Origin of the sequence: Tenggerimyces flavus (assembly GCF_016907715.1) — a bacterium.
Classification (GTDB): Bacteria; Actinomycetota; Actinomycetes; order Propionibacteriales; family Actinopolymorphaceae; genus Tenggerimyces; species Tenggerimyces flavus.
In genome coordinates this window covers 3,488,351-3,513,766 of sequence record NZ_JAFBCM010000001.1, presented here as the reverse complement: position 1 = coordinate 3,513,766, position 25,416 = coordinate 3,488,351, and the positions used below count along the sequence as shown (strand labels likewise).

Sequence of the window (25,416 nt, the reverse complement as noted above, 5' to 3'; positions counted from 1 at the left end):
TGTCCACAGTTCATGCGGGCAACGAAAACGGGACGCCTCCTGCAGGGCGTCCCGTTCGGTTCAGTTGTAGTGCGTCGAGTCGGGGCTGGTCTTCGCGAGCCCAGACTCCCTTGTTTCTCAGGTAAGTGCCGGCTCGTGATCCCGTGCATCGATCGTGAGCAGGTGTCCTTCGTGGACAACGGCGCTGAGGGAGTCGTTCTCTGACTGGAGCCGCATCAAGTGCTGCTCCAAGTCGGATACTCGCTGTGTCAACCGCCGCACCTCGGCGACCAAACGGGGGTCGGGGCCACCCATGTGGCCGAGGAGCGCCTTCGCCATAACTGGGTCCTCCGCATTGAGAGACCTGACATGATGAGTTACCGCAATTCAGCACTCAGATGTGGGCGGAGTGCTGGCGGTGTCTCTAGGGTCTCACCAGACGTGGATGCCGTCAAGGTGACGACACCTACACAGAGCGTAATCGAACGGTAGCTCTGCCGATTCGGTCTGCCCAAGCTTCCATGGAAAGTGGCCATGTCCGAATCAACTGACGGATCGCCAGCCGAACCAGCCGGTGCGGTAGTGCCAGTGCTCGCCGGCCCTTAGTCGCGCGACGATTCCGCGTTCCAACGAGCTCGTCTGCGGTAGCTCGTCGAGATGTTCGATGCCGGGCCAGGGTCGCCGGAACACCGCGTTGACTGTCTCCGCGTCATCCACAGACTCCTTCCCCAGGTTGGGGATACGTGGTTCCACGTGAAACCTTCGCTGAAATCGCACAATGTTCGAATGCGCAGGAAGGCAGTCCGCGAGGTTCTCGTCGAGAACCCACGAGACACACGTGGCGTACGCGTACGGCTCGTCCGGGAAATGGCGGGCGAAGAACGATTCGGCTGCCGTTATCGACGCGTCGACGGACTCCGGAGTGAGTCGTCCGCGCGGAATGTGAATGCCGAGCGCCCACTCCCCCTTGCGCGGCGATGTGTCCTTCGCCACATGCGAGTCGAACCAGATTCTTTGTCGTTCGTACAGCAGCCGGCCGACTCGATAGAGCGCGCCGCGGAAATGCACTGTCATCCAGGAGTACGCCGCGAGGCCGCCCTCTCCCCGTACCGACCGCCGATTCGTCAGTTGTTCGCCCAACTCGGCGAGTACCAAACGGGTGTCTTCCTCGGAGATCCCATGCCTGGCGTGGAATTCGCGCAACGCGGGGATGGCGGACAGCAGCACCCAGACGTAGAAATACCTCTCCAGTGGGGTGTTTCCCGCCAGCTCGGGCCAGCCTTGGATCGTGCCGAGGCCGCCGATCCCGTCGACGAGCTCGTGGTGGCACTTCTCGAGCAGGTCGGCCAGCTTCGGGTCGTCGGTGGGCGTGCCGGCGGCGAGCAGCTCGTCGCGGTCGATCTCCGCAACCCCAAGCTCAGTGAGGGTTTTCTCCGCCTCGTCGAGGCTGGGGAGCTTCACCAACGGGCCCGTCGCGGTCGCGGCTGGCACTTCGGGCAGGTGTACGACGAACGGTTCATGAACGGATCACGGCGGATCGCAGACCCGCAGCGATCGCACGGTTGGTGCTCGCGTCCGTACACGTGCAGCGACCGGTCGAAGTAGCCGCTTTCCCCGTTGACGTTGACGTACAGGGAATCGAACGACGTGCCGCCGGCGTCGAGCGCCGCGATCATGACGTCGCGGATGGCGGCCAACAACCGTTCGACCTCGTTCTTGCGCAGGGTCTCGGTCGGCCGCGCGTAGTGCAGCTTGGCGATCCACAGGGCCTCGTCGGCGTAGATGTTGCCGACGCCGGAGATCAGGTTCTGATCGAGCAAGGCGCGCTTGACACCGGTCTTGCGGCGTTTGAGGTTCTTGCGGAACGCTTCGCCGTCGAAGTCCGGATCCAGCGGGTCCAGCCCGATGTGCGCGATCTCGGGCGGCACGTCGGCGCCGCCGTCGCTGATCGACAGGCCGCCGAACATGCGCTGGTCGACGAAGCGGAGCTCGTAGTCGCTGGCTTCCAGCAGCAGGCGAACGCGCAGGTGAAGCTCGTCTGGCGCCCCGGTGGGCCGAACGAGGAACTGCCCGCTCATGCCGAGGTGGCCGAGCAGCGCGTCGCCGGAGTCGAGCGGCAGCCAGAGGTACTTGCCGCGCCGCTTGGCCGCCTCGATCCGGCGGCCGGCGAGCCGGTCGGCGAAGTCGGTGGGGCCAGCGAGGTGCCTTCGTACGGGACGGGCGTGCCGTACGTCGACCGCGTCGATGCGGTGTCCGACGGCGCACTTCTCCAGCCCGCGACGGACGACCTCGACCTCGGGTAGCTCGGGCACAGCGCCAGCCTAGGGGGACTCTACTGACAGGTTCAGTCAGTGGACTCGACGAGCGCGGACGCCGAGGCGTCCTCGGCCTCGCCGAGCATCGCGTGGATCGCGGTCCAGGCCGCTTCGGCCGCCTGCTGCTCGGCTTCCTTCTTGCTGCGACCCTTGCCCTCGCCGTACGCGGTGCCACCGACGATGACCTGCGCGGTGAAGATCTTCTCGTGGTCCGGGCCCTCTTCCTCGACCGAGTACTCCGGAACGCCGAGCGACGAACGCGCGGTGAGCTCCTGGAGGCTGGTCTTCCAGTCGAGGCCGGCGCCGAGCTGGGCGGAGGCCTCGAGCAGCGGGTCGAACAGCCGGTGCACGAACTCCGACGCGGTCGGGAACCCGCCGGCGAGGTAGACGGCGCCGATCAGCGCCTCGACGGCGTCGCCGAGGATCGAGGACTTGTCGCGGCCGCCGGTGGCCTCCTCGCCCCTGCCGAGGCGGAGGTAGATGCCCAGGTCGAGGCCGCGGGCGACCTCGGCGAGCGCGCGCATGTTGACGACCGCGGCGCGCAGCTTCGCGAGCTGGCCCTCGGAAAGGTCCGGGTGAGTGCGGAAGAGCGCGTCGGTGACGACCAGCCCGAGGACTGAGTCGCCGAGGAACTCCAGGCGCTCGTTGGTGGGCAGCCCACCGTTCTCATAGGCGAACGAACGGTGCGTCAGGGCGCGCTCGAGCAGCGCACCGTCGAGCGTGAGTCCCAGCCGTTCGCTGAGCTCGTCGTACGCCGCCACCACTCCGCTTGCGCGGTCCACGGCGACGATCAGACGTCGAGAACTTGGCGCCTGTCGGCACGCGGGCCGTACTGGCCGCACGAGGGGCAGGCCCGGTGCTGGAGGTGCTTGGACCGGCAGGCCGGGTTGGCGCACGTGACGAGCGAGGGCGCGGTCGCCTTCCAGTTGGCCCGGCGGCTCCGGGTGTTGCTCCGGGACTGCCTCCGCTTCGGAACGGCCACGGCGTACTCCTTCGTCTATCGCGCTGTCAGTCGCGCTGAGCGTTGTCGTTGTTGTCCAGCCTGAGCTCGGCGAGCGCCGACCACCGCGGGTCGGTGTTCTCCTCGTGCCGATGGTCCGGCTCGTCCGCCAGGCGCGCGCCACAGTCGGGGCACAGGCCTGGACAGTCGTCCCGGCACAGCGGCTGGAACGGCAGCGCGAGCAGCACCGCGTCCCTGAGCTCTGGTTCGAGGTCGAGCAGGTCGCCCTCGAGCCGACTGGCCTCGTCGTCCTCGACCTCACTGTCGGCGTGGGCGAACAGCTCCTGGAACTCCACGTCGAGCTCGCGCTCGATCGGCTCCAGGCACCGTACGCACTCACCGGCCAGCCGTACCCGCGTCTCTACAGTCGCGAGCACGCCCTCGACCACCGCTTCGAGCCGGATCTCCAACTCGATCGCGCTGCCCTCGGGGACGCCGAGCACATCGATACCCAACCCAGCCGGCGCCTCGACCTGGCGTCGCACCCTACGTTGTGCCCCGGGGCGGCGGCCGAGCTCGCGAGTGTCGAGCACGAGCGGCGCCTGGGGGTCGGCGGTGCTCAGGGTGTTCCTGCCTTCATCGGTACGCATGACTGGATTCGGCCTCGACTGAGACCGACTAATGAGAGTACAGGACCCCGGACAGTCCTCTCAAACCGCGTCCCTTCCGGGGGCTATCCGAGGCCCGTTCCGCGTGGGAGCATCCGGCGCATGAAGTGGTACGCGGATCGACCGGCCAGGCTCGCCCGGCAGGTGATCGCGGACCTGTTCGCGGTGGGATGGGTGGGATTGTGGGTCTGGGTGGCCCTGGGTGCTCGGGACTTCGTGCTCTCGCTCCGCGCTCCTGGGGATCGCATGGTGTCCGCGGGCGCCGGGATCCGGGACGCCTTCACCGACGCGGCGTCGAAGGCTCGCGAGGTGCCGGTGGTCGGCGACGACCTGGCCTCCGCCCTCGGGCGAGGCACTTCGGCGGGTGACTCGCTGGCCGGTGCAGGCTCCGCGCAGATCTCGGTCGTCCAGGACACAGCGCTTTGGCTGGCGGTCGCGCTAGTCGCCGTCCCGGTGCTGTTCCTGCTGATCACCTGGCTGCCGCTGCGCCTGCGCTTCGCCCTCCGAGCCGGCGCGGCAGTGAAGCTGCGCGACAAGCCCGAGCTGCTGGCATTGCGAGCCTTGGCCACTCTGCCGACCCGTACGCTGACCCAGTTCGACGGCGACCCTGCGGCGGCGTGGCGTACGGGGGACGTCGACGTCATCGAAGACCTAGCCCGCCGCCACCTCGCCTCCCTGGGCGTGCGGCGCGACGGGGGTCACTCCCCCGGCAGCGGTGGGGCGTCGGGGTCCTCGGCGTAGCCGAGTTGGCTGCGGTCCTGGAGGCGTTCGCGGCCTCGGGTCACTGCTTCCAGGGTCTTCGACAGCGAGTGCTCGAAGCGGCCGAGGCGGTGGTCGACGTACTCGTCCACGTCGCGGCGGGAGCCGATCGGGGTGTCGTCCACGACTGGGGCCGCGCCTGAACGCAGGCGCTCGCGGCCTTGGGCAACCGATGACAGGGTCTTCTGCAGGGCGATCTCGAACGAGGCCAGCTTGTGGTCGACGTAGTCGTCGGTCTCCCGGCGCAGCTCGTTCGCCTCGGCCGACGCCTCCGAACGGATCTGGTCGGCCTCGCGCTGGGCCTCGCGGTACGTGTCGGTCCCCCGCACCAGCGCGTGCCGCTGGCGCTCGCCGTCCTCGACGAGGCGGGCGGCCTCGGCGCGGCCGGACTCGATGACGGCGTCGCGGTTGGTCACCAGCTCCTGCGCCTCGGCCAGCTGGGCGGGCAGCAGCGCCTGGATCTCGGCCACCGCGCCGAGCAGCTCGTTGCGGTTGATCACGCAGGACGCCGACATCGGCATGGTGCGCGCGTTCTCGACCAGCTTCTTCAGCTCGTCGAGCTTGCCTTGCACGTCCACTGCCTCAGTCCTTCCAGGGTGCCCACACGGGCATCGTACTTATCGCGCATCGCGAAGCCGCTCGGTCAGGCGCCGGAGTACGTCGTCCGGCAGCAACCCCGACACGTCCCCACCGTACGACGCGACCTCCTTGACGAGGCTCGAGGAAAGAAAAGCGTACTCGGCGGAGGTCGGCAGCAGGACCGTCTCGACCCCCGTCAGCCGGTGGTTCATCTGCGCCATCTGAACCTCGTACTCGAAGTCCACGACGCGCACGCCCTTCACGATCGCCTTGGCCTCGCGTTCGCGGCAGAAGTCGACCAACAACCCGGTGAACGTCGCCACCGACACGTTCGCCAGGCCGGAGGTCGTCGCACGCAGCATCTCCACGCGTTCGTCCACCGAGAACAGGCCGGACTTGCGCGGATTGACGCCGATCGCGATCACGACCTCGTCGAACAACCGGGCGGCTCTCTCGATGATGTCGAGATGGCCGTTCGTGACCGGATCGAACGAGCCGGGGCACACAGCGCGATGCACGCCCGCACCCTACAGCGCGTGCCCGTACCAAAGCGTGGTCTCGCCGTAAGCACGCGTCCGGTCGGCGGCGAAGCCCTCCGACCAGCCGAAGTCGCCGCCCCGCGTCGCGCGCTCGACCACCACCACCGCCTCCGGCACCAGCCAGCCGTGCGTGCGCAGGTCACCCAGCACCGAGTGCAGCGCGGGATCGGTCACCGCGTACGGCGGATCGAGGAACACCACGTCGTACGGCCCGTCCTGCGGCTCGCCCGCGGCCACCCGTTCGACCCGCAGAGTCACCACCCGAGCCGACGGCAGTGCCACGGTCTTGATGTTCCGCCGGATCACCTCGGCCGCCCGCCGGTCGGACTCCACGAACAGGGCAGAGCGGGCCCCGCGCGACAAGGCCTCCAGCCCGACCGCGCCGCTGCCGGCGTAGAAGTCGGCGACGGCGAGGCCGTCGAACGAGCCGAGGTCGGCGCTGAGCGAGGCGAACAAAGCCTCCCGTACGCGGTCCGACGTCGGCCTGGTGTTGCCACCCGGCGGTACCGCGAGCTGGCGACCACGCGCCAAGCCCGCCACGATGCGAGTCATCGCCGGTCATCGTAGGCTGCGTGCCCGTGGCGACCGCGGTGATCTTCGACTGTTACGGAACGCTCACGGTCAGCGCCACCCGCGAAGCCCGAGCAGCCGGCCACGAGCTCGTCGCCGCAGCGCTCGGCGTCGACCTCGACGCGTACGCCGCGGCCATGACAAACACCTGGCAGGAACGAGCCCGCGGCCGGCTCGGCGACCTCCCCCAGACACTCCGCGTGATTGCCAACGCGTGCGGCGTGGACCCCGACGAGGCCACGCTCGCGCACGCCAGCGCGGTCCGGCGCGAGACCCAGCGCGCCTTCCTCGAGCTGCGACCAGACGCCGTCCCGACCCTGCGGGCACTCAACGAACGAGGCCTCAAGACGGCCGTCGTCAGCGACTGCACCCACGAGCTCGCCGAGCAGTGGCCTGAGCTCGCGGTCGCCCCGTACGTCGGCGCCACCGTCTTCTCCGTCGTCGAAGGCCTGAAGAAGCCCGAGCCCGCGATCTTCCTGCTCGCCAGCGAACGCCTCGGCATCCGCCCCGCCGAGGCCCTGTACGTCGGCGACGGGGACGGCAACGAGCTCCCCGGATCCGCGGCCGTCGGCATGCGACCGATCCGCCTGCTCACGCCCGACCACGCCCACGGTCACGTCTTCGATCCTGTGACATGGACCGGCGCTACTACGTCATCTCTTCAGGAAGTACTCGACATCCTTGATGAGGAGCAATGACGAACGAGCTGTACGACACCCTGTCCGGCACCGTGGTCCGAGCCGGAGACGAGGACTACGCACGACTCAGCAAGACGTTCGCGCACACGGGCGAACCGGCCGCGATCGTGCGCTGCCACTCCCCCGCCGACGTCCAGCAGGCGGTCCGACTCGCGGCCGACAACGACCTCGTGCTGTCGATCCGATCCGGCGGGCACAGCAACGCGGGCTTCAGTACGAACGACGGCGGCCTCGTGATCGACCTCTCGCCGCTCGACGGCGTCGAGGTCCTGGACGCCGCCGAGGGCACCGTCCGCCTCGGCGCCGGCGCGACCTGGGAGACGGTCGCGGACACCCTCACGCCGCACGGGCTCGCGTTCACCGCCGGCGACAGCAAGCCCGTCGGCGTCGGCGGGCTGCTGCTCGGCGCGGGCATCGGCTGGATGGTGCGCAAGTACGGGCTCTCGATCGACAACCTGCTCGCCGCCGAGCTCGTGCTCGCGTCCGGCGAGCTCGTCCGCGTGTCGTCGACCGAACGGCCCGACCTGTTCTGGGCTATCCGCGGGGGCGGCGGCAACTTCGGCATCGCCGTCGCGTTCGAGGTACAGGCGCGGCACCTGGACGGCGTGCACTTCGGCCCGATCATGTTCCCGCGGGACCTCGCGGCCGACGTGGTCAAGGGCTGGGCGCGGGCGATGCGCGCGGCTCCGCCCGAGCTGACCTCGACGATCAACCTGCTCCCGGCGTTCGGGCCGGACGGACCGCCGCCGGTGATGATCCGGGTCTGCTACGCCGGTACGGATGCCGACGCCGCGGCCAAGGCGATCGAGCCGATCCGCCAGCTCGGACCGGTTCTGTCCGACGAGGTCAAGGCGATGCCGTACGCCGACATCCTCGAGGGCCCGTTCCCCGCGCCGCCCGGCTGGTCGCCGCTGATCCGGAACGTGTTCGTGGGGACGCTCAGCGACGAGCTCGTCGACCTCGTCACGACCCGTCCCGCGAAGCTCGGGCTGTTCCCGGTCGAGCTCCGCTGGATCGGCGGCGCACTCAACGACGTACCGGCCGATGCCACAGCGTTCGGGCACCGCGACATCGAGGTGATGCTGTCCGGCGTCAGCCTGGGCGCGCCGGACGCCCAGCTCGCGGTGGCGGCGGACGTCAAGGCGTTCTGGGACGCCGTCGGACCGCTGACGGTCGGGGCATACGGCAACTTCCTCACCCACGTGGACGAGGCGTCGGTCCGCGACGTCTACCCGCCGGCCACGCTGGCGCGGCTCGCGGCGATCAAGCGCGAGGTCGATCCGACCAACCTGTTCCGGCGGAACGTCAACATCCAGCCCGCGGTGTAGATGGGGCGCCCCGGTCGGTGGCACAAGGCGTCGCCATCTCGGCGGGTGGCACCGACGGCGCCATGGGCACGCAATCGGTAACTCGGCTGCAGCGCGCCGTCGGTGCACCGGGGGCCGAGATAGCAACGCCGCCACCGACGCTTTGGCGCCCGTAGGCGGGTCGGTTCGCCATCGCCCGACAGGCTCCGTCACACTGGTCGCTCTTCGTGACTCTACGAACACCGAAGGTGACGAGATGGCGATCGCGACCGAACCGATCGGCAGCATCCCCCGTCCGACCGCCCTGCGCTGGGCGGTCGGACGAGGCCTCAGCGACGAGGACGTCGCAGCGCTGTGTGCGGACGCGGTGCGCGACACGATCGAACGCTTCGAGGCGACCGGCTCACCGGTGATCACCGACGGCGAGCAGAGCAAGCCGAGCCACGCGACGTACCCGGTCGCCGGCCTGCCCCTCGACGGGCTGACCGTGCCGTACGCCGACGGGCACAGCCGCCGCTACCCAACCCTCGCCGCCGGGCCGTTCCGGTACGAGCGCTTCGCGGCGACGTACCTCGCCGACGCCCGCGCGCGGACGCACCTGCCGGTGAAGCAGGCCGTCGTCGCCGCGTCCGCGCTGAGCCTGATCTATCCCGAGGACGGGATCGCGGACTACTCGCGCGAGGAGTTCCTGGCCGACCTGGTCGACGAGGCCGCGGCGGACATCAAGCGGTGCCTGGCGTTCGGCGCGGACAGCGTCCAGCTCGACTTCTCCGAGGCGCGGCTGGCGCTCGCGCTGGACCCGTCGAAGGGGATGCTGAAGAGCTTCATCGAGCTCAACAACGAAGTGCTCGACCGGTTCTCCGAGACCGACCGCGGACGCCTCGGCGTGCACGTGTGCGCGGGCAACTCGCTGGGCTCGACGCACTCCGCGGAGGTCGACCCGGCGGAGTTCCTGCCCGAGCTGTTCAACCTGGGCGTCGGCCGCTTCTACCTGCAGCTCGCCCGCGAACCCGACGCCCGGCGCGTGCTCGCGGCGGTGAAGGAGTCGGCGCGGCCGCACCACCGAGTGTTCGTCGGCGTGACCACGCCGTTCAGCGCGACCGTGGAGTCTCCCGGCCTCGTCCGCGATCGCGTGCTGCTGGCCGCGGAGTACGTCGACCCGGCCCGGCTGGGCACGACCGACGACTGCGGCTTCGCCCCGTACGCCGACGACACGACGACCTCGCGCGACGTCGCCTTCGCCAAGATCCGCGCCCGGGTGGAGGGCACCCACATGGCGTCGGAGGTCCTCGGTGCCTAGCCCGTTCAGCTCTTCGCCAAGAACTCGGCCTGCGAATCGTCCAGCAACGACCGCACCGCCGACGCGAGCGTCGGATGGTGGCTCAGCGTCGAGTCGGCTTCGGCGATGGCCGAGGCGTCCTCGCGGGCCTCACGGATCAGCGACTCGTCCCTGATCATCGACAGCATCCGCAGGGACGAGCGGCGGCCGGACTGGTCCGCGCCAAGGACGTCGCCCTCGCGGCGTTGCTCGAGGTCGAGGCGGCTGAGCTCGAAGCCGTCGACCGTCGAGGCGACCGCGTCCAGCCGGACCCGCGACGGGGTGCCGGCGGCCGCGTTCGTCACCAGCAGGCAGAGTCCCGGGTACTGACCGCGCCCGACCCGGCCACGCAGCTGGTGCAGCTGCGAGACCCCGAACCAGTCGGCGTCCATCACGATCATCGTCGAGGCGTTCGGTACGTCGACGCCCACCTCGATCACGGTCGTCGCGACCAGAACGTCGATCTCGCCGGCCGCGAACCGGCGCATCACCTGGTCCTTCAGGTCCGGCGCGAGCCGGCCGTGCAGCGCCTCGACGCGCAAGCCCTGCAACGGACCCTCCTCGAGCATCGGCGCCACGTCCAACACGGCCACCGCCTGCGGCCTGCCGGAGTCCTCCGCGGGCGGCGACGACGCGTCCTCGTCGGCCGCCGACTCCCCGATCCGCGGGCAGACGATGTAGATCTGCCGGCCGTTCGAGACCTCCTCGCGGACGCGTTCCCAGGTCCGGTCGAGCCAGCCCGGCTTCTCGGCGGCGGGTACGACGTTGGTCTGGATCGTCGAACGGCCGCGCGGCAGCTCGGTCAGCGTCGAGATCTCCAGGTCGCCGAACACCGTCATCGCGACCGTCCGCGGGATCGGCGTCGCGGTCATCACCAGCACGTGCGGCGGGGTGTCGCCGGCCTTCTGCGTCAGCGCCGCGCGTTGCTCGACGCCGAACCGGTGCTGCTCGTCGACCACCACGAGCCCGAGGTCGGCGAACTGGACCTTGTCCTCCAGCAGCGCGTGCGTGCCGACCACGATGCCCGCGTCGGCCGATGCCGCGTCCAGCAGCGCCCGCCGCCGGGCGGGTGTGCCCTGCGAGCCGGTCAGCAGCGCGACGCGGGTGCCCTGGTCGGAGCCGCCGAGCAGGCCGCGCTCGGCGAGCGGTCCGAGCAAGGCGGTGATCGAACGGTGGTGCTGCTGCGCGAGCACCTCGGTCGGCGCGAGGATCACGGCCTGCCCGCCGGCGTCGACGACCGCGAGCATCGCTCGCACGGCGATCACGGTCTTGCCGGAGCCGACCTCGCCCTGCAGCAGCCGCTGCATCGGATGCGTCTGCGCGAGGTCGTGCAGCAACTCCTCGCCGATCGATACCTGGCCCTCGGTGAGCTGGAACGGCAACCGCGAATCGAACGCCGCGAGCAGCCCGTCGGGCTTCGGCACCCGCGGCTTCGCGGGCAGCGAGCGCGCGGCGAGCCGGCGCAGCGCGAGCTCGGTCTGGAGAACGAACGCCTCCTCGAACCGGAACCGCCGCCGCCCCGCGTTGACGTCGTCCCACTCCTCCGGCCGGTGGATCGCGACGAACGCCTGCCGCAGGTCGAGCAGCGCGCGGCTCGCACGTACGTCGGAGGGGATCGGGTCGGGCGGGTCACCCACCGCCTCGAGCGCGAGCTTCACGCAGCTGGCGATCGTCCAGCTCTGCAGGCCGCCACCGGCCGGGTAGATCGGGATCAGCTTGCCGGCGTAGTCGTCGACGACCTGCTCCGCGGAGGCGTCGTCCCCGTGCAGCTTCACGTAGTCGGGATGCGCGAGCTGCCGCTTCCCCCGGAAGTCGGTGACCTTGCCGGCGAACAACGCCCGGGTGCCGACACCGAGCTCGCGTTCGCGCCACGACTGGTTGAAGAACGTGAGCGTCAGCCGCCCTCGTCCGTCGGTGACGGTCACCTCGAGCAGATGCATGCGCTTGCTGCCGCGGCGGTCGATCGTGCGGCCGTTGACGCGTTCGACCTCGGCAAGCACGGTGACGTTCTCGTCGACCTCGAGCTCATCGAGGTCGGTGAGCTCGCCCCGCTTGGCGTAGCGGCGCGGATAGTGGCGCAGCAGGTCGCCGATCGTGTGCAGGTCGAGCTTGTCGCCGAGCGCCTTGGCGGCCTTGCCGCCGAGCACGCCCTTGAGCGCGGTGTCGACGCCTTGCGGATCCATCACTCGACTCCGATGAGCAGGGGATAACGGGGCTGGCCTCCGTCGTACACCATCGTGTCGACCTCCGGCCGCGTCGCGCGTACGCCTTCCAGGACCGCCGCGGCGAGCCCGGCGTCGGCGTCGGCTCCGGTGACGACGGTCACCAGCTCGCCTCCGCCGCCGAGCAGTCGCGCCAGAACGTCGCGGCCCACCGTGGCGAGGTCAGCGCCGATCAGCGCGAAGTCGCCCTCGACGACGCCGAGCACGTCACCAGCCTTGCACCAGCCGGCGCTGGTGATCGCGTCCCTCGTCGCCACCGTCACTGCGCCGTGCCTGGTGTGCCCCGCCGCCGCGGTCATCGCGACCACGTCCTCGTCGAACGAACGGGACGCGTCGTGCACCGCGCACGCAGCGAGGCCCTGCACCTGCGCGCGGGCGGGAACGACCGCGACGCGGAGGCCCTCGTCGCGGGCGCGGGCGGCGGCCTGCTCGGCGATCGCGATGCCGTCGGGGTCGTTCGGGAGCACGACGATCTCGGCCGTGCCGGCGGTACGGATCGCCGCCAGCACCTCGGTCGCCGAGGACGGGCGGCCGGGCTTCGCCTCGACCACGGTGACCCCGGCACTGCCGAACAGCTCGCCCAACCCCGGCCCGGCGGCCACCGCGACCACGCCTCGTACGGCCGGCACGTCGACGCAACCCTCGGCACTCGCGCTGGCGCTGTATTGAATTTCTTTGAGGGGCGTGATCCGGATCCGGTGGGGTCTGCCGGCCTCGATGCCCGCCTCCACGGCCGCGCCCGGGTCGTCGACGTGCACGTGCACGTTCCACAGGCCGTCGCCGCCGACCACAACGAGGGAGTTGCCGAGCCGAGCGAGCGCCGACCGCAGCGGCGCGATCGCGTCGTCGGGTGCGTCGAGCAGGTAGAGCACCTCGTACGCCGGGTCGTCCGGGTCGAGCCGCACCTCGGGCATCGGCGTGGGCTCGCTGGGAGCGGGCAGGGCGTCCTCGGATCGGCCGCCGGAGAGGACGGACACCAGCGCGTCGAGCAGCACGACGAGGCCGCGGCCGCCCGCGTCGACGACGCCTGCCCGGCGGAGCACCTCGAGCTGTTCGGGCGTATGCGCGAGCGCCTCGCGAGCAGCGGCGGCGCCGACGAGGGCGACCGCGTGCAGCGTCGGGTCGGGCTGGGCGGCGCGGTCGTTCGCGGCCTCGGCGGCGGCGCGGATCACGGTGAGCATCGTGCCCTCGGCGGGCACCTCGACCGCGACGTACCCGGCGTCGGCCGCGGCGCGCAGGGCCAGCGCCAGGTCGGGCCCGTCGAGCTCGGCCTTGCCGTCGAGCGCCAGCGCGGCGCCGCGGAGCAGTTGAGCGAGGATCACGCCGGAGTTGCCGCGGGCGCCGAGCAGGGCGTGGCGGGAGACCGTACGGAGCAGGGCCGAGACGCTCTCCTGCTCGCCGTCCTCGGCGCCGCCGCAGGCCGCGGCCATGGTCAGCTGGAGGTTGGTGCCGGTGTCGGCGTCGGGGATTGGGTAGACGTTCAGCACGTCGATCTCGCGCCGCGCCGCGGTGAGGTCGGCGAGGCCCGCGCGGCACCAGCGGCGGAGCAGCCCGACGGCCGGTTTGTCGCCCACGCGTCACCTCCCTCACTAGGCTGGAAGGGTATCGAGGCGTTCCCCCAGTTGGCGCTCGGTGGCGTCGGTCGGATATCCTCAACAGGTTGCCCCGCGGCGCGTGCTGTCGTCGGCGCACACGACCGTAGGAAATGAAACCAATTCAGGAGTGTCTCCAGTGGCTGCCGTCTGCGATGTCTGTGGCAAGGGGCCGGGCTTCGGCAACAACGTGTCCCACTCGCACCGCCGGACGCGTCGGCGTTTCGACCCGAACATCCAGCGGGTTCGCGCGACCGTCCAGGGCACGCCGAAGCGCCTCAACGTCTGCACGTCCTGCCTGAAGGCGGGAAAGGTTACCCGCTAGGCGCGGACCCCAGAACGAAGAAAGACCTGCCGGAACAGCTCCCCCGTGAAGCTGTTCCGGCAGGTCTTGTTTTGCCGCCGCCTGAACCCCCCGTGAGCTCAGGCGGGGCGATGCCCTCCCGCGACGGACGTCGTGGCGCGAAGGGCATGTCGGCCGGGAGCGCGATGCCGGCCGACGCGCTGCGGTCGGACCACCTGCCGTTCGGCCTCCGGAGCCCGGTGCCGGCCGGCCAGTCGCGTCACCGCCTCCGGTACGACCCGGCGCCGTGCCATGGCGAACTCGGTGATCCCGGCCAGCAGGTAGAGCGCGAAAACGGCCCAGCCGCCGGCGAGCACCGGTCCCCAGCTGGCGTCGGCTCCCTGGACGAACACCAGCCAGGGCAGCGGGTAGATGACGACGCCCGCGGCGTGGAGCCACGGTCGCGCCATCCGACGCTGGATCGCCTCGATCCCATTCCTCACGCGCTGTCAACGCGACACGACGATACGCAGTTATGCCTTGCATCAGAAAATTCGGGTATACCTCCCAATTGCAACCAAACCGTAACCCTCGAAAAGAGTCATTCCCACCGGAAGAACCGCGCCGCCACCAGACCCGCGATGACGGTGGCCGCGGCGAGGCTCACGAGGTGCAGGAGGGCCGGAGAGTTCCCCGCCCATGCCGTGCCCAACGCGTGCACCGCGGCGCCGAACGGCAGCACCTCCCCCACCCGGGCGAGAACGTCCGGCAGCGCACGCGTTCCGCCGAACATCCCTCCGACCGCGCCCATCGCGAAGAACGCGACCAGCCCGATCGCGACCGACGAGTTCGCCGTCGGCGCGAGCGCAGCGATGAGCAGCCCGATCGCGTACATCGCCAACGCCGCAAGGCCAAACACCCCGAACGCCAGGATCGGCGACGCCGGCAGCCGAACGTCGAACGCCAGCACAGCGACGAGGAGCGCGAACGCGATCCCCACCAGCGTCTGCACGAGGCTCGTCACCAGCTGTGCCACCAGCACCCTCATCGGAGGCGTCGGCGTCACCGCCAGCCGGCGCAGGATCCCCGCGCGGCGGTAGCCGGCCAGGAAGCTCGGCAGGTTGATCACCCCGATCGTCGCGACCACCATCGTGAGCACCACCGGCAGGATGAACAGATCGATCGCGGTCCGCCCGCCCGTTCCCGGGATCACCTCGCCTTGGTTGCCCAAGCCGTTCATCACCAGGATCAGCACGGGGAGCCCGAGCGGGATCACCAGCCCGCCGGTGTCGCGCGCCACCATCTTCATCTCGGCCCCGACCAGGGCGAGCCATGGCCTCATTTCTCCTCCTCCTGAAGCGATCGCCCGGTCAGGGCGAGGAACGCGTCGTCCAACGTGGGCCTGAACAGCCGGGTCTCGGTCACGACGACACCCGCGCGTACGAGGGCCGTGCTCACCGCCTGCAGCAGCTCGCCGGTCCCGTGCACCGTCACCTGCGCCGAATCGACCTCGACCGACGTCACCTCGGACACCGACGCCAGCACCGTCTTGTCGAACGGTGCGGAGGAGCGGAAGCGGACCCGTTGCCCCAAGCCCGCTTGGGAGACCAGGCCGGCCGGGCTGTCCTCGGCCACGATCCGGCCATGATCGATGAGTGCGACGCGGTCGCAGAGCCGCTCGACCTCCTCCATGAGATGGCTGACGAGCAGGATCGTGACGCCGGCGGTGCGCAGGCTCGACATGAGCGACCAGATCTGCCGCCGCGCTTCGGGATCCAGGCCGGTCGTGAGCTCGTCGAGCAGCGCGACCTTCGGGTTCCCCACCAGGGCGAGCGCGATCGACAGCCGCTGCGCTTCGCCTCCGGACAGCTTGTCGAACCGTACGTCGCGGCGGGCTTCGAGCCCTAGGACCGCGATCAGCTCGTCCGGCTCGGCGCCGGTCTTGTAGAACGTGCGGTAGAGCCGGACCAGCTCGCGGACGGTCAGCGACCAGTGCAGCGCACTCGACTGCAGCTGGACGCCGAGCTTCGGCAGCAGCCTCCTACGGTCGCGTCGCGGGTCGAGCCCGAGGACGCGGACCTCGCCGCGGTCGGGTCGTACGAGCCCGGCGATCGACTCGACCGCCGTCGACTTCCCCGCGCCGTTGCGTCCGAGGAGCCCGAAGATCTCACCCTCGTTCACCTCGAAGCTGAGGTCGTCGACGGCGACGACCTCGCCGTAGCTCTTGTGCAGGTGGCGAACCTCAATCGCGTTCATCATGCTCATCGACGCTAGGAGCGACCCGGCCCCGTCCGCGCGTGCTGGACGTCACGAGAACGGGGCATGACTTCTGGCACGTCACTCGAGGTGTTGGACCACCTAGGCTTGCCGGATGAGGCGGATGGAGCCTGGAGTGTGGTCGGGCGTCTTCATCAGCCTGGCCTGCGTGGCGATCGGCATCCCGATCGCGGTGATGCAGCTGCAGGGCATCCCGATCACGCGTACTCCCCTACTGTGGTGGGCCTGTTTCGTCGCGTACGTCGCGGCGCTGATGGCCACGTCCTGGCTGTCCGAGACGCTGCCGCGGCGGGTCGTGCCGGCGGTGTTCGCGACGCAGGTCGTGCTCGGACCGGTGCTCGTGCTGCTCGCGCCCGGTGCCGGGTGGACGCCGATCCTGCTCGTGTTCACCGCGGTGACGAGCAGCTACTTCGTCGGGTGGAAGGTGACGGCCGCGATCATCGTGGCGAACACGGTCGTCGTCGCGGTCGCCGGGCAGGCGCTGGCGGGGACAACCGGCGTCGGCTCGATGGCGTACCCCGCCGCGTTGCTCTACCTCCTCCTGCAGGTGGGCAGTGTGCTCGGGGAGATGGCGAACAGGCGCGAGGTCGAGACGCGGAAGAAGCTCGCCAAGGCGCACACCGAGCTGCGCGCGACGACCGCCTTGCTGAGCGAGTCGACGCGTTCGGACGAACGGCTCCGCATCGCCGGCGAGCTGCACGACCTGCTCGGCCACCAGCTCACCGTGTTGAGCCTCGAGCTCGAGGTCGCCAAGCACCACAGCCAGCCGCCGGCGCGCGAGCACGTGTCCCGTGCCGCCGGGATCGCGCACGAGCTGCTCGCGGACGTCCGCGCGACGGTCGGCGAGCTGCGCAGCCGGGCACCGGACCTACGCGAGACGCTCGAACGGATCGTCGCCGACCTGCCCGAGCCGGTGGTGCACGTCAGGGTCGCGGACGAGGCGCACGCCGACGAGGCGCAGACCGCGGCACTCGTCAGGTGCGTGCAGGAGGTCGTGACGAACGCGATCCGGCACGCCGAGGCGAACGAGCTATGGATCGAGATCGGCGCGGCACCAGGCGGCGGTGTGACGTTCACCGCGCACGACGACGGGCGCGGCGCCGAGCGGATCGTGCTGGGGAACGGGCTGCGCGGCATCACCGAGCGCGTCGAGGAGCTCGGCGGCTCGGCGACGTTCTCGTCCCGCCGCGGCTTCCGCGTCGTCGCGGAGCTGCCGGCCCGATGATCCGCGTCTGCGTCGTCGACGACCAAACCCTTGTACGGCAGGGGATCCGGAGCCTGCTCGGGCTCGCGTCCGACATCGAGGTCGTCGCGGAGGCCGACGACGGGCTCTCCGCACTGAGTGCGATCTCCACGCACAGTCCGGATGTGGTTCTGCTCGATCTGCGGATGCCGCGGCACGACGGGATCTGGACGCTGCGTGCCCTGCAGGACAGCGGGATCTCCACGCCGGTGTTGGTGCTGACGACGTTCGACGACGACGAGCTGGTGCTGCAGGCGTTGCGAGCGGGGGCGATGGGCTACCTGCTGAAGGACGTCACGCTGGACCAGGTGGTGCACGCGATCCGCACGCTGGCCACCGGCGGGACGCTCGTCCAGCCGGCGATCACGGACCGGCTGCTGCGCGCGGTCCGTACGGACATCCCCGACGCCCCGGCTGACGACGCGCGCGTCCAGGAGCTGACCGAACGCGAGCTCGAAGTCCTCCGTCTGCTCGCCGGCGGCTACTCCAACCGCGAGATCGCCACCGCCCTGTTCCTCGCGGAAGGAACGGTCAAGAACCACGTCTCCAACGTCCTCCTCAAGCTCGGTACTCGCGACCGCACCCGCGCCGTCCTCCGCGCCCTCCACCACGGCCTGCTGAACTAACCGTCCGCAGGAGATGGCACCAAGCTGCACGTTCTTGTTCGTCAACTCGAATTGCGGACGCCCAGACGTGCATGTTTCACTATCTCGGTCGTGTCTACGAATTCTCGTAGAGATGGCGCGCAGTGCACCTATCCCTTGCTTCGCCCATGGAGGTGCCATGCCCGTACGTCCTTCCCGCCGGACCGTCCTCGGTTCCGCCGGACTCCTCGCGGCCGCCACGGCTCTCCCGCTCGGGACGAGCAACGCCCACGCCGCTCCGGTCGCGATCGCCGCAGCGCCGGAGGCGCCGCTGATCCCGGCACCCCAGCAGTGGACGCCGGCGAGCGGGGAGTTCCTGTTCGACTCCCGCAGCCGGCTGGTCGTCGACTCCGCCCACCAAACGGCCCTCGCGCAGGCCGCGGCGACGCTCAGCGACGACCTGCTGGTCACGACCGGCATCCGCTACACACCCGTTCAAGCCAGTGCCCCGGCTGCTGGCGACGTGTTCCTCACACTCGGCTCCACCGACACCCAGCTCGGCACCGAGGGCTATCTGATGACCGTGGGGAGCAGCCTGCGCATCCAGGCCCGTACGGCCACCGGCGCGTTCTTCGGCACCCGCACGTTCCTACAGTTCCTGCGCCGGTCCGCCCGCGTCCCGGCCGGCACGATCCGCGACTGGCCGAAGCACAAGGAGCGCGGCCTGCTGGTCAGCAACGCCCCGGCGAAGGTGTCGGTCTCGTTCTGGCAGCAGCAGATCCGCGAGCTCGCCTATCTGAAGCTGAACATGGTCTGGTTCGTCGTCGGCTATCCCCACGCGCCGCTCGCCGAGATGCAGCAGGTCGCGGAGTACGCGCGCCGCTACCACCTCACCGTCGTCCCGATGTTCGGCGTGCCCTCGCACATGGACTACGACCTGCCGAACCGACCCGACCTGCAGGTCCCGGGCCGTCCCACCGACCTGCACATCGGCAAGGACGCCGCCTACACCTGGACCCGGGACAAGCTCGCGCCGCTCGTGCAGGGCATGCAGTCGCCGTGGTGGCACACCGCGGCGGACGAGTTCCTGGCCGGCTCGGACGTCCCGGAGTGGGACCGGAACTTCCTCGCGTACGCCCGCGCGCACTACGGCGCTGACGCCAGCTCGTTCGACACGTTCAGCGGTTTCATCAACTATGTCAGGGGATTGGTCCAGCCGCAGGGCAAGCGGCTGCGGATGTGGAACGACACGTACCTCACCTGGCGCAACGTCCCGGTCGAACGGGACGTGGTCATCGAGCACTGGGTCCACTGGGGAAGGCCGGCCAGCCAGCTGATCGCCGACGGGCACGAGCTGCAGAACTGCCACCTCGACTACACCTACTACGACAACTGGGCGGGCGGACACCAGCTCGACGCTGCCAAGATCTACGAGCAGTTCCGCCTCGGTCAGTTCGACGGCAGCCCGGCCATCGCCGACGACCATCCGAAGATCACCGGTTCGAAACTCCATGTGTGGTTGGGCTTCAGCGGCAACGACCCCGAGCAGACGATCATCGACAAGCTCTACGCTCCCGAGCGCTCATTGGCCCAGCTCCTGTGGGGATCGCCGAAAACCGCGTCGACGTACGCCGCGTTCGCCCCGATCATCGATGCCGTCGGCAAGGCTCCTGGCAACGTCGCGCCACCGGCATCCACGGCGACAGTCCGTTCCGCCGTCACGGCGACCGCGGACCAGCGCCTGTTCGCGATCAGCACCGACAGCAACGTGATCACGACGTCGTTCGCCAACGGGGCTTGGCGTCCGTGGAGCGCCGTCACGACGGGCTACGCCGCGGGCAAGGCGCGCGCCAACGCGGCCGTGACGGAGTTCGGCGGCAGGCTGTTCACGACCGCGCCGGACGGTCGCGTGCTCTCGACGTACTTCGACCCGGCCATCCCGAGCAACGGTGGTTGGCACGACTGGATGAGCATCGCCGGTGGCTTCTACGACGGGAAGTCCGGTGCGAACGCGGTCGTCACGCCCTCGTTCGTCAACGGCGATGTCCCCCAGCTGTTCACGATCGCGCCCGACGGGCGGGTGATGTCGGCGTTCCACCAACCCTCGACGATTCCGACGAACGGCGGGTGGAGCGGCTGGTTCGACATTCCCGGCGGCTTCTTCGACGGCAGGACCGCGGCGGGCGCGTCCGTCGCGACCGCGGGGAGCCAGATCTACACAGTCGCGCCGGACGGGCACGTGATGTCGACGTTCTGGCTGGCGTCGCAACCGGCCAACGGGGGTTGGGCGAACTGGTTCGCGATCCCCACCGGCCATGCCGACGGCAGGGTCGCGGCCAACACCCCGATCACGGTCGCGGCGGTGAGCGGTCACACCCAGCTGTTCGCGATCGCCCCGGACCGGCAGGTGATCTCGACGTTCTGGTCCGCGGACCTCCCGACCAACGGTGGCTGGCACGAGTGGTTCGCGATCCCCACCGGCCACGCGAACGGCGTCGTGGCACCCAACACGCGCGTGGTCGCGACGACGATCAACGATCACCCGCAGCTGTTCGCGATCGGGTCCGACCGGCATGTCATGTCGACGTTCTGGTCCGCCGACATCCCGACCAACGGCGGCTGGCACGAATGGTTCGCGATCCCCACCGGCTACCACGACGGGCTGGTTGCGCCGAACGCCTGGCTGGCCGCGTCCGTCGTCAATGGCAAGCCGACGTTGACGACCGCGACCGACGACAACCGGGTCGGCACGACGTCGTGGACCGAGGGCGGCGCCAACGGCGGATGGTCAGCGTGGGCGACGATCCAGGGCGGCTACAACGACGGGCGCTTGCGAGCTTGAGGGTCTCAGGCTGCGTGCTCCGGCAAGGGTGCGTGACGGGACTCGAACCGGAGCTCGCGGCCGCCGATCCTGATCGCACAGCCCGGCAACACCTGCGTCCGTTCGCGATCCGACACCCGCGCCCAGCTCTGGTTCGGCTGGCCGAGGAACGTTCCCGCCTCGGTGCCGCGGTCGCGGATCAGCACGTTCCACCCGCGCAGCCGAAGGTCGCAGTGCACGTCGGCGAGCCCGGCACCAGCGGACCCGGCCAACGCCAACGAGCCCGCGATGCCGAACCGTACGCTGTCGTCCTCGCTCGGATCGGAGCCGATCACGAGGTCGACGTCCAACGGCACGATCGTGCCGTCGTCCACCACCAGCACACCGAGCGGCGGCCGGCGGTCGAGGACCCGGACCGCAGCCAGCTGCAGCATCGACGAGCCGCACGTCGTGCAGTACTGCGCCGAGGGATGGCAGAAGTGCCCGTTACGGCAGCGGATTCCCTCGACCCAGCCGGCCTCGGGCCGGTAGCCGACGTGGGCACCGTTCTGTGCCGGTACGGGAGCCACCTCGATCTCCCACGACTGGGGTTCGGCCAGCTCCCGCGAACGATGCAGACCTGCCGCGTGTCGTCCACTCGTCATAGCGCTCTCCCTCGCAACCACCGCATCCACTGTGCGACGGACCGGCCGAGACCGATCCGGTCGCAGAATCCCTGCTGGGCAAGCTCGTCGCAGATCGTCCAGGCCGCGCCGACGAGTCCGCCGAACGAGTCGGCGCTGCCCAGCTCGCTGATCGCGATCGGGCCCGACGCGTAGATGCGCCCGGTGCCGTTGCGGGTTCCAACGACTTCGAACCGCTGGCTGACCGAGAGCCGGCCGAGCGGGCCGTGCACCGCGCCGGACACCGACATCAGGTCGGACAGCAGCTCGTGCCCGGACACGTCGCCGTCGAGGCCGGTGGCGTCGATGACGAAGTCCGCGCCGAGCTTCAGCCGTCCGCCGGCGGCGTCCTGGCCGCGGGCGAGCAGCCGGCCGTCGACGTCGGGGAGCACCTCGACGAGCTGGCCTTCCTGCGCGACGTACCAACCCTCGCTCAGGCCTGGCTCGAGCAGGCGCTTCCACTCCCGGAGGAACCTCGCGCGGTCCGCGGCGTCGCTGAACAGGTGCACGATCCGGGTCTGCGCGTCATAGGTGTCGCGGTCCTCGAGGAGCCGCTGCAGCACCCGCGCGGCCGCGACGTCGACGCCGCGCACCATGACGGTGCCGGGGCGGGTGACGAGCGTGCGGTAGACGTGCTCGTGCGGTTCGTACACCTGGACGAAGCGATGGTTGTCGCCGAAGTGCGCACGGAACTCCCGTAGCTGCGGGAGAAACCGCAGCGCGGGATAGCCGACGGCGAGGTGGACGAACTCCGACCGGTACGCGAGCGCGCCGCCGACGCCCTCCAGCAGCGAGTAGAAGCCGCCGCCCTCACGACGCCGGAGCACGCGGACGCTACCGGGAGCGTGCACGGCGGACCAGCCGATCCGCTCCGCCTCGCGCCGGATGCCCTGGTTGACCTGGCCGGCCGTCGGCTGCCGGCGCAAGAGCGCCTTGACGTCGCGTTCCTGCCACGCCGACTGCAGCGCGTAGCTCGGGAAGCCCCAGATGTTGTCGATCCGCCGGCCCGACCGCAGCCGGTCGTCGGCCGACAGCCCGGAGGACTCGCAGAGATAGCGGTACGAGTCGTCCGGCCAGTGCGTCGGACCGAGCACGCGGAGGCGTTCGGTCTCGACGCCGGCGATGCGCAACAGGTCCACGAGCGCGAACGAGCCCAACCCACCGCCCACGCTGACGAGCTGGCTGTCGATGATCGGCAGGTCCGCGGCGGCGACGTCCGCGTCGGTCCAGACGGGCAACGAGAGCAGGTCGTCGGGAGCGCTGCTCGCCCGATGCGACGAGGTGGAAGCGTCGAGTACGGTCATCGTGATCTCCTTCCGCCTTGGCCAGAGGGCCGATCGAGGATTCGTCAACGACAGTGGACCCACGCCCGAGGCCGGACGCGGGTCCACTTCTCTGCCCTCTCCGACGAGCTGATGCGGCTCAGCGCGCGGCGGGCAGTTCGGGAACGCCGACGTCGGGCAGCTCGACCAGGCCGTCCGACCCCGCGGGGATCGGGAGGGCACTGTTCGGCAGTCCCTGACGTGCCAGCGCCGTGGCCACGTGCCAGATCGCGTTGTCGGGCGTCCAGGACGGGTCGATCATCACCTCTCCGACGGGAGCTGCCAGGTTGTCGCCGAGCTGGTCCTGGATCACTCCAGTGGCGGCAGCGGGCGGGGTGCCGTTGCCGTTCATCAGCCGGTCGACGACCCGCTGCGGCTGGTAGGTCGCGAAGAACACGGCGACGTTCGACGAACGCCCCACCCATGCGTAGAAGCGCTGGGGTGTGCCGCTCGGGGCGCCGACCGCCCAGGCGCCGGTCTGTCCCGACGCGACGTCGACGACGGTGAACGCGCCCGCGCCGGCCCGGACGACGTCGCCGAGGCCCGGCGCCTTGGCCAGGTTGTCGGCGAGCTTCGCTGCCGGGAACCCGCCGTCGTGGAGCGGCTCGCTCGACTGGCACAGGCTGCCCGGTGCGCCGGAGAGCAAGGCGATCGCGGCGTCCGAGACGCCGTTCGAGAGGTCCCGTTCCGCCGCGCAGCGTGCGATCGGCACCGGGCTCGGCGCGGTGCTCGTCGTGAACGTGACGTTGTCGACGTCCTGGTTGCCGAGTGTCGCGGCGCTCGGACCGGAGTAGTCGATCGCGACGGCGTGGATCCGGTACCGCTTGCCCGGGGCGAACGCGCCGCGGCCGTCGAACGGAACGGTCAGCTGGCGCCAGTCGCCCGTGGGAGCGGCGACCGTACCGGGGACCACCGTCCGTACGACCCGGTCGGCCAGGTCGCGGAGCTCGAACCGCAGCCCGTTCCAGCCGAGCGTGTAGTCGCCCTTGCTGGACCTCCAGTCGAACGCGATCGCCCAGCTCTGGGCGTCGCGGCTGGTGTAGGTGAACCACGGCGAGGTCCAGTCGGCGTACGACCCCTCGCCCCACGGCGACCCGACCGAGGTCGCGTTGCCGCGGAACCTCAGGTAGCCGTCGCCGTCGCCCAGCTGACCGCCGTCGGTCTGCCAGTCGCCGGCGATCTTGGGACAGGCGCGAGCGCGGGCCCAGCAGCCGGTGGCGTAGTCCTGGGCGAACGACCAGCCCGCCGGACCGGTGTTGAAGTCCCGAGCGGCCGCGTCCTCGGGATAGCTCGTCTCGACGGCCTCGAGGGCAGGCATCGTCGACTGTTCGGGCCGGTCTTCAGCCACTGCACCCGGCGCGGTGGCCAGGGCGAGTGCCGCGACCAACGCGAGCACCGTGGCGGCGACGACGCCGGAACGCATCCGACGTACGACCATGTGGGGACCTTTCGAAGCTGCTGAAATCCATCGAAGAAGTGCTGATGGGCGCCACATCGACCAAGCGCCGGCCCTGGAACCTGGCCGATGTGGCGCGACCCACGGAACTCGATGCAACGGACATAGTTGACATTCATGTACACAAAGTCAAATAGCCATCACAACGTGTCACGGGTGGACATTCAACGATCAATCCATGCTTAAAGTTACGGATCGGACACGTATGGTCATGGAGAAGTTTTCGGGCTATTCGGACAGGGAACGAGTGCCTTCTCGATTTCCTGTCCGATTTCTCAGCGGAAGTGGTCGTGACCTGCGGTTTCGGATTTCTCCCCGTTGATCGTGACGCCTTGTAGTTGCTCCTCGGTCGGCGCCGCGACGCGCCCGATGACCCGCCACCTTTCCGGCAAATTCACCTCCGAGGGGAACGTCGCGGCGAGCGCGTGGTCCTCTCCCCCGGTCAGCACGAACTCCAGCGGGTCGACGCCGATCGCCGCCGCGACCGCCTGCAGGGGCTCGGCGATCTCCAGGGATTTGGTGTCGAGGTCGAGTACGACGTCGCTGGCCTTCGCGATGTGCCCGAGGTCGCCGACGAGCCCGTCGCTGACGTCGATCATCGCGGTCGCCCCGAGCGTCGCGGCCTCCGGCCCGGCGTCGTACGGCGGCTCCGGACGGCGGTGCGCCTCGACGACCACGCGGGGCGAACGGAACCCGCGCCCGAGCACGGCGAGGCCGGCCGCGGACCAGCCGAGGCGTCCACAGACCGCGATGACGTCGCCCGCCTTGGCCCCGGCCCGCGTGACGGGCGGGCGGCCGTCGAGGCTGCCGAGCGCCGTGACCGAGATCACGATGCTGGGTCCGCGGACCAGGTCGCCGCCGGCGACGGAGGCGTCCGTACGTTCGCACTCGTCCCTCAGACCGTCGGCCAGCCCGAGCGCCCAGTCCACCTCGAGGTCGGGCGGGGCGGCCAGCGCGACGAGCAGCGCGGTCGGCCTCGCACCCATGGCAGCGACGTCCGCGAGGTTCTGCGCAGCCGCCTTCCGGCCGATGTCGTACGCCTCGGACCAGTCGCGGCGGAAGTGCCGTCCCTCGACCAACATGTCCGTGGTGGCCACGACGCGCCCATCGATCGCATGCACGATCGCGGCATCGTCACCGGGCCCGAGGAGGACGTCCTTGCCGTTCGGGAGCCGGTCCTGAAGCAGGCGGATCAGCCCGAACTCGCCGAGGTCGGCAAGGGTTCGGCTCACTCGGTGCCTCCTTGGGTGAGGGGCGCGCGATAGCGTGTGCGCACTCTGAA

Annotated in this window: 25 protein-coding genes; 8 read left to right on the top strand and 17 right to left on the bottom strand. The window is 70.1% G+C overall.

Annotation, left to right across the window (positions count from 1 at the left end):
* Positions 1–522 precede the first annotated feature (522 nt).
* Genes JOD67_RS16550 through JOD67_RS16530 form a run of 5 tightly spaced genes read right to left on the bottom strand, consistent with a single transcriptional unit; the run spans position 523 to position 3,884 of the window.
* Positions 523–1,470, bottom strand: a complete 948-nt coding sequence (locus JOD67_RS16550; RefSeq protein WP_205118490.1) for an acyltransferase domain-containing protein — start codon at positions 1,468–1,470, stop codon at positions 523–525.
* The gene (gene mutM, locus JOD67_RS16545; RefSeq protein WP_205118489.1) at positions 1,437–2,291 is read right to left on the bottom strand and encodes a bifunctional DNA-formamidopyrimidine glycosylase/DNA-(apurinic or apyrimidinic site) lyase; all 855 of its coding nucleotides are present in this window, start codon (positions 2,289–2,291) and stop codon (positions 1,437–1,439) included. Before mutM ends, JOD67_RS16550 begins: the two co-directional genes overlap by 34 nt.
* A gap of 32 nt (positions 2,292–2,323) precedes the next feature.
* Entirely contained in the window at positions 2,324–3,076 is a 753-nt protein-coding gene (gene rnc / locus JOD67_RS16540) for a ribonuclease III (RefSeq protein WP_307782427.1), read from the bottom strand.
* Between the two features lie 8 nt (positions 3,077–3,084).
* Positions 3,085–3,276, bottom strand: coding sequence for a 50S ribosomal protein L32 (gene rpmF, locus JOD67_RS16535; protein WP_205118488.1), 192 nt, complete (start codon positions 3,274–3,276; stop codon positions 3,085–3,087).
* Between the two features lie 26 nt (positions 3,277–3,302).
* The gene (locus JOD67_RS16530; RefSeq protein WP_205118487.1) at positions 3,303–3,884 is read right to left on the bottom strand and encodes a YceD family protein; all 582 of its coding nucleotides are present in this window, start codon (positions 3,882–3,884) and stop codon (positions 3,303–3,305) included.
* 120 nt (positions 3,885–4,004) lie between these two features.
* On the opposite strand from JOD67_RS16530, the gene JOD67_RS16525 reads away from it, so the two are divergent.
* A complete protein-coding gene (locus JOD67_RS16525) occupies positions 4,005–4,643 on the top strand; it encodes a hypothetical protein (RefSeq protein WP_205118486.1) in 639 nt (212 codons plus the stop codon).
* Here JOD67_RS16525 and JOD67_RS16520 read toward each other — a convergent pair.
* The 3 genes from JOD67_RS16520 to rsmD are packed head-to-tail and all read right to left on the bottom strand — an operon-like array spanning position 4,601 to position 6,331.
* Positions 4,601–5,239: a hypothetical protein gene (locus JOD67_RS16520; RefSeq protein ID WP_205118485.1), complete on the bottom strand. Its 639-nt coding sequence runs from the start codon at positions 5,237–5,239 to the stop codon at positions 4,601–4,603. The two genes, JOD67_RS16525 and JOD67_RS16520, sit on opposite strands and share 43 nt — an antisense overlap.
* A 39-nt stretch (positions 5,240–5,278) precedes the next feature.
* Positions 5,279–5,758: a pantetheine-phosphate adenylyltransferase gene (gene coaD, locus JOD67_RS16515; protein WP_205118484.1), complete on the bottom strand. Its 480-nt coding sequence runs from the start codon at positions 5,756–5,758 to the stop codon at positions 5,279–5,281.
* 9 nt (positions 5,759–5,767) lie between these two features.
* Positions 5,768–6,331, bottom strand: a complete 564-nt coding sequence (gene rsmD, locus JOD67_RS16510; protein ID WP_205118483.1) for a 16S rRNA (guanine(966)-N(2))-methyltransferase RsmD — start codon at positions 6,329–6,331, stop codon at positions 5,768–5,770.
* Positions 6,332–6,351: 20 nt separating this feature from the next.
* On the opposite strand from rsmD, the gene JOD67_RS16505 reads away from it, so the two are divergent.
* From JOD67_RS16505 to JOD67_RS16495, 3 genes are all read left to right on the top strand, one after another.
* Complete coding sequence (locus JOD67_RS16505) at positions 6,352–7,047, top strand: HAD family hydrolase (RefSeq protein WP_205118482.1); 696 nt, start codon at positions 6,352–6,354, stop codon at positions 7,045–7,047.
* Positions 7,044–8,375: an FAD-binding oxidoreductase gene (locus tag JOD67_RS16500; RefSeq protein ID WP_205118481.1), complete on the top strand. Its 1,332-nt coding sequence runs from the start codon at positions 7,044–7,046 to the stop codon at positions 8,373–8,375. The genes JOD67_RS16505 and JOD67_RS16500 overlap by 4 nt, the downstream gene beginning before the upstream one ends.
* A gap of 235 nt (positions 8,376–8,610) precedes the next feature.
* Positions 8,611–9,654 (top strand): uroporphyrinogen decarboxylase/cobalamine-independent methonine synthase family protein, encoded by a 1,044-nt coding sequence (locus JOD67_RS16495; protein WP_205118480.1) that lies wholly within the window; start codon positions 8,611–8,613, stop codon positions 9,652–9,654.
* A gap of 5 nt (positions 9,655–9,659) precedes the next feature.
* Here JOD67_RS16495 and recG read toward each other — a convergent pair whose 3' ends face one another.
* Positions 9,660–11,855, bottom strand: coding sequence for an ATP-dependent DNA helicase RecG (gene recG, locus JOD67_RS16490; protein ID WP_205118479.1), 2,196 nt, complete (start codon positions 11,853–11,855; stop codon positions 9,660–9,662).
* Complete coding sequence (locus JOD67_RS16485) at positions 11,855–13,468, bottom strand: DAK2 domain-containing protein (RefSeq protein WP_205118478.1); 1,614 nt, start codon at positions 13,466–13,468, stop codon at positions 11,855–11,857. Before JOD67_RS16485 ends, recG begins: the two co-directional genes overlap by 1 nt.
* A 157-nt stretch (positions 13,469–13,625) precedes the next feature.
* Between JOD67_RS16485 and rpmB the strand changes: the two genes are divergently transcribed.
* Positions 13,626–13,811 carry a 50S ribosomal protein L28 gene (rpmB, locus tag JOD67_RS16480; RefSeq protein WP_205118477.1) on the top strand — a complete coding sequence of 62 codons (186 nt, stop codon included), beginning with the start codon at positions 13,626–13,628 and terminating at the stop codon, positions 13,809–13,811.
* 98 nt (positions 13,812–13,909) lie between these two features.
* Here rpmB and JOD67_RS16475 read toward each other — a convergent pair whose 3' ends face one another.
* From JOD67_RS16475 to JOD67_RS16465, 3 genes are all read right to left on the bottom strand, one after another.
* Positions 13,910–14,239: a hypothetical protein gene (locus tag JOD67_RS16475; protein ID WP_205118476.1), complete on the bottom strand. Its 330-nt coding sequence runs from the start codon at positions 14,237–14,239 to the stop codon at positions 13,910–13,912.
* 131 nt (positions 14,240–14,370) lie between these two features.
* Complete coding sequence (locus JOD67_RS16470) at positions 14,371–15,111, bottom strand: ABC transporter permease (protein ID WP_205118475.1); 741 nt, start codon at positions 15,109–15,111, stop codon at positions 14,371–14,373.
* Positions 15,108–16,028, bottom strand: a complete 921-nt coding sequence (locus tag JOD67_RS16465) for an ABC transporter ATP-binding protein (protein ID WP_239553883.1) — start codon at positions 16,026–16,028, stop codon at positions 15,108–15,110. Before JOD67_RS16465 ends, JOD67_RS16470 begins: the two co-directional genes overlap by 4 nt.
* A gap of 112 nt (positions 16,029–16,140) precedes the next feature.
* Between JOD67_RS16465 and JOD67_RS16460 the strand changes: the two genes are divergently transcribed.
* From JOD67_RS16460 to JOD67_RS16450, 3 genes are all read left to right on the top strand, one after another.
* Entirely contained in the window at positions 16,141–17,271 is a 1,131-nt protein-coding gene (locus JOD67_RS16460) for a sensor histidine kinase (protein ID WP_205118474.1), read from the top strand.
* Positions 17,268–17,915, top strand: a complete 648-nt coding sequence (locus JOD67_RS16455) for a response regulator (RefSeq protein ID WP_205118473.1) — start codon at positions 17,268–17,270, stop codon at positions 17,913–17,915. Before JOD67_RS16460 ends, JOD67_RS16455 begins: the two co-directional genes overlap by 4 nt.
* Positions 17,916–18,072: 157 nt before the next feature.
* Complete coding sequence (locus tag JOD67_RS16450) at positions 18,073–20,715, top strand: glycoside hydrolase family 20 zincin-like fold domain-containing protein (protein ID WP_205118472.1); 2,643 nt, start codon at positions 18,073–18,075, stop codon at positions 20,713–20,715.
* Between the two features lie 5 nt (positions 20,716–20,720).
* Here JOD67_RS16450 and JOD67_RS16445 read toward each other — a convergent pair whose 3' ends face one another.
* The 4 genes from JOD67_RS16445 to JOD67_RS16430 form a co-directional block, all read right to left on the bottom strand.
* The gene (locus JOD67_RS16445) at positions 20,721–21,338 is read right to left on the bottom strand and encodes an FHA domain-containing protein (protein ID WP_205118471.1); all 618 of its coding nucleotides are present in this window, start codon (positions 21,336–21,338) and stop codon (positions 20,721–20,723) included.
* The gene (locus JOD67_RS16440; protein ID WP_205118470.1) at positions 21,335–22,660 is read right to left on the bottom strand and encodes an FAD/NAD(P)-binding protein; all 1,326 of its coding nucleotides are present in this window, start codon (positions 22,658–22,660) and stop codon (positions 21,335–21,337) included. Before JOD67_RS16440 ends, JOD67_RS16445 begins: the two co-directional genes overlap by 4 nt.
* Positions 22,661–22,778: 118 nt before the next feature.
* On the bottom strand, positions 22,779–24,116 hold the full coding sequence (locus JOD67_RS16435; protein ID WP_205118469.1) for a hypothetical protein: 1,338 nt from the start codon (positions 24,114–24,116) through the stop codon (positions 22,779–22,781).
* A 293-nt stretch (positions 24,117–24,409) separates the two neighbouring features.
* Complete coding sequence (locus JOD67_RS16430) at positions 24,410–25,366, bottom strand: thiamine-phosphate kinase (protein WP_205118468.1); 957 nt, start codon at positions 25,364–25,366, stop codon at positions 24,410–24,412.
* Between the last annotated feature and the right edge of the window lie 50 nt (positions 25,367–25,416).

Coding starts and splice junctions, on each gene's coding strand:
- JOD67_RS16455 (WP_205118473.1), top strand. CDS start 17,268: ATGATCCGCGTCTGCGTCGTCGACGACCAAACCCTTGTACGGCAGGGG.
- JOD67_RS16500 (WP_205118481.1), top strand. CDS start 7,044: ATGACGAACGAGCTGTACGACACCCTGTCCGGCACCGTGGTCCGAGCC.
- JOD67_RS16460 (WP_205118474.1), top strand. CDS start 16,141: ATGAGGCGGATGGAGCCTGGAGTGTGGTCGGGCGTCTTCATCAGCCTG.
- recG (WP_205118479.1), bottom strand. CDS start 11,855: ATGGATCCGCAAGGCGTCGACACCGCGCTCAAGGGCGTGCTCGGCGGC.
- JOD67_RS16495 (WP_205118480.1), top strand. CDS start 8,611: ATGGCGATCGCGACCGAACCGATCGGCAGCATCCCCCGTCCGACCGCC.
- JOD67_RS16465 (WP_239553883.1), bottom strand. CDS start 16,028: ATGATGAACGCGATTGAGGTTCGCCACCTGCACAAGAGCTACGGCGAG.
- JOD67_RS16475 (WP_205118476.1), bottom strand. CDS start 14,239: ATGGCGCGACCGTGGCTCCACGCCGCGGGCGTCGTCATCTACCCGCTG.
- JOD67_RS16470 (WP_205118475.1), bottom strand. CDS start 15,111: ATGAGGCCATGGCTCGCCCTGGTCGGGGCCGAGATGAAGATGGTGGCG.
- JOD67_RS16525 (WP_205118486.1), top strand. CDS start 4,005: ATGAAGTGGTACGCGGATCGACCGGCCAGGCTCGCCCGGCAGGTGATC.
- JOD67_RS16435 (WP_205118469.1), bottom strand. CDS start 24,116: ATGGTCGTACGTCGGATGCGTTCCGGCGTCGTCGCCGCCACGGTGCTC.
- JOD67_RS16445 (WP_205118471.1), bottom strand. CDS start 21,338: ATGACGAGTGGACGACACGCGGCAGGTCTGCATCGTTCGCGGGAGCTG.
- JOD67_RS16450 (WP_205118472.1), top strand. CDS start 18,073: ATGCCCGTACGTCCTTCCCGCCGGACCGTCCTCGGTTCCGCCGGACTC.
- JOD67_RS16530 (WP_205118487.1), bottom strand. CDS start 3,884: ATGCGTACCGATGAAGGCAGGAACACCCTGAGCACCGCCGACCCCCAG.
- rsmD (WP_205118483.1), bottom strand. CDS start 6,331: ATGACTCGCATCGTGGCGGGCTTGGCGCGTGGTCGCCAGCTCGCGGTA.
- JOD67_RS16440 (WP_205118470.1), bottom strand. CDS start 22,660: ATGACCGTACTCGACGCTTCCACCTCGTCGCATCGGGCGAGCAGCGCT.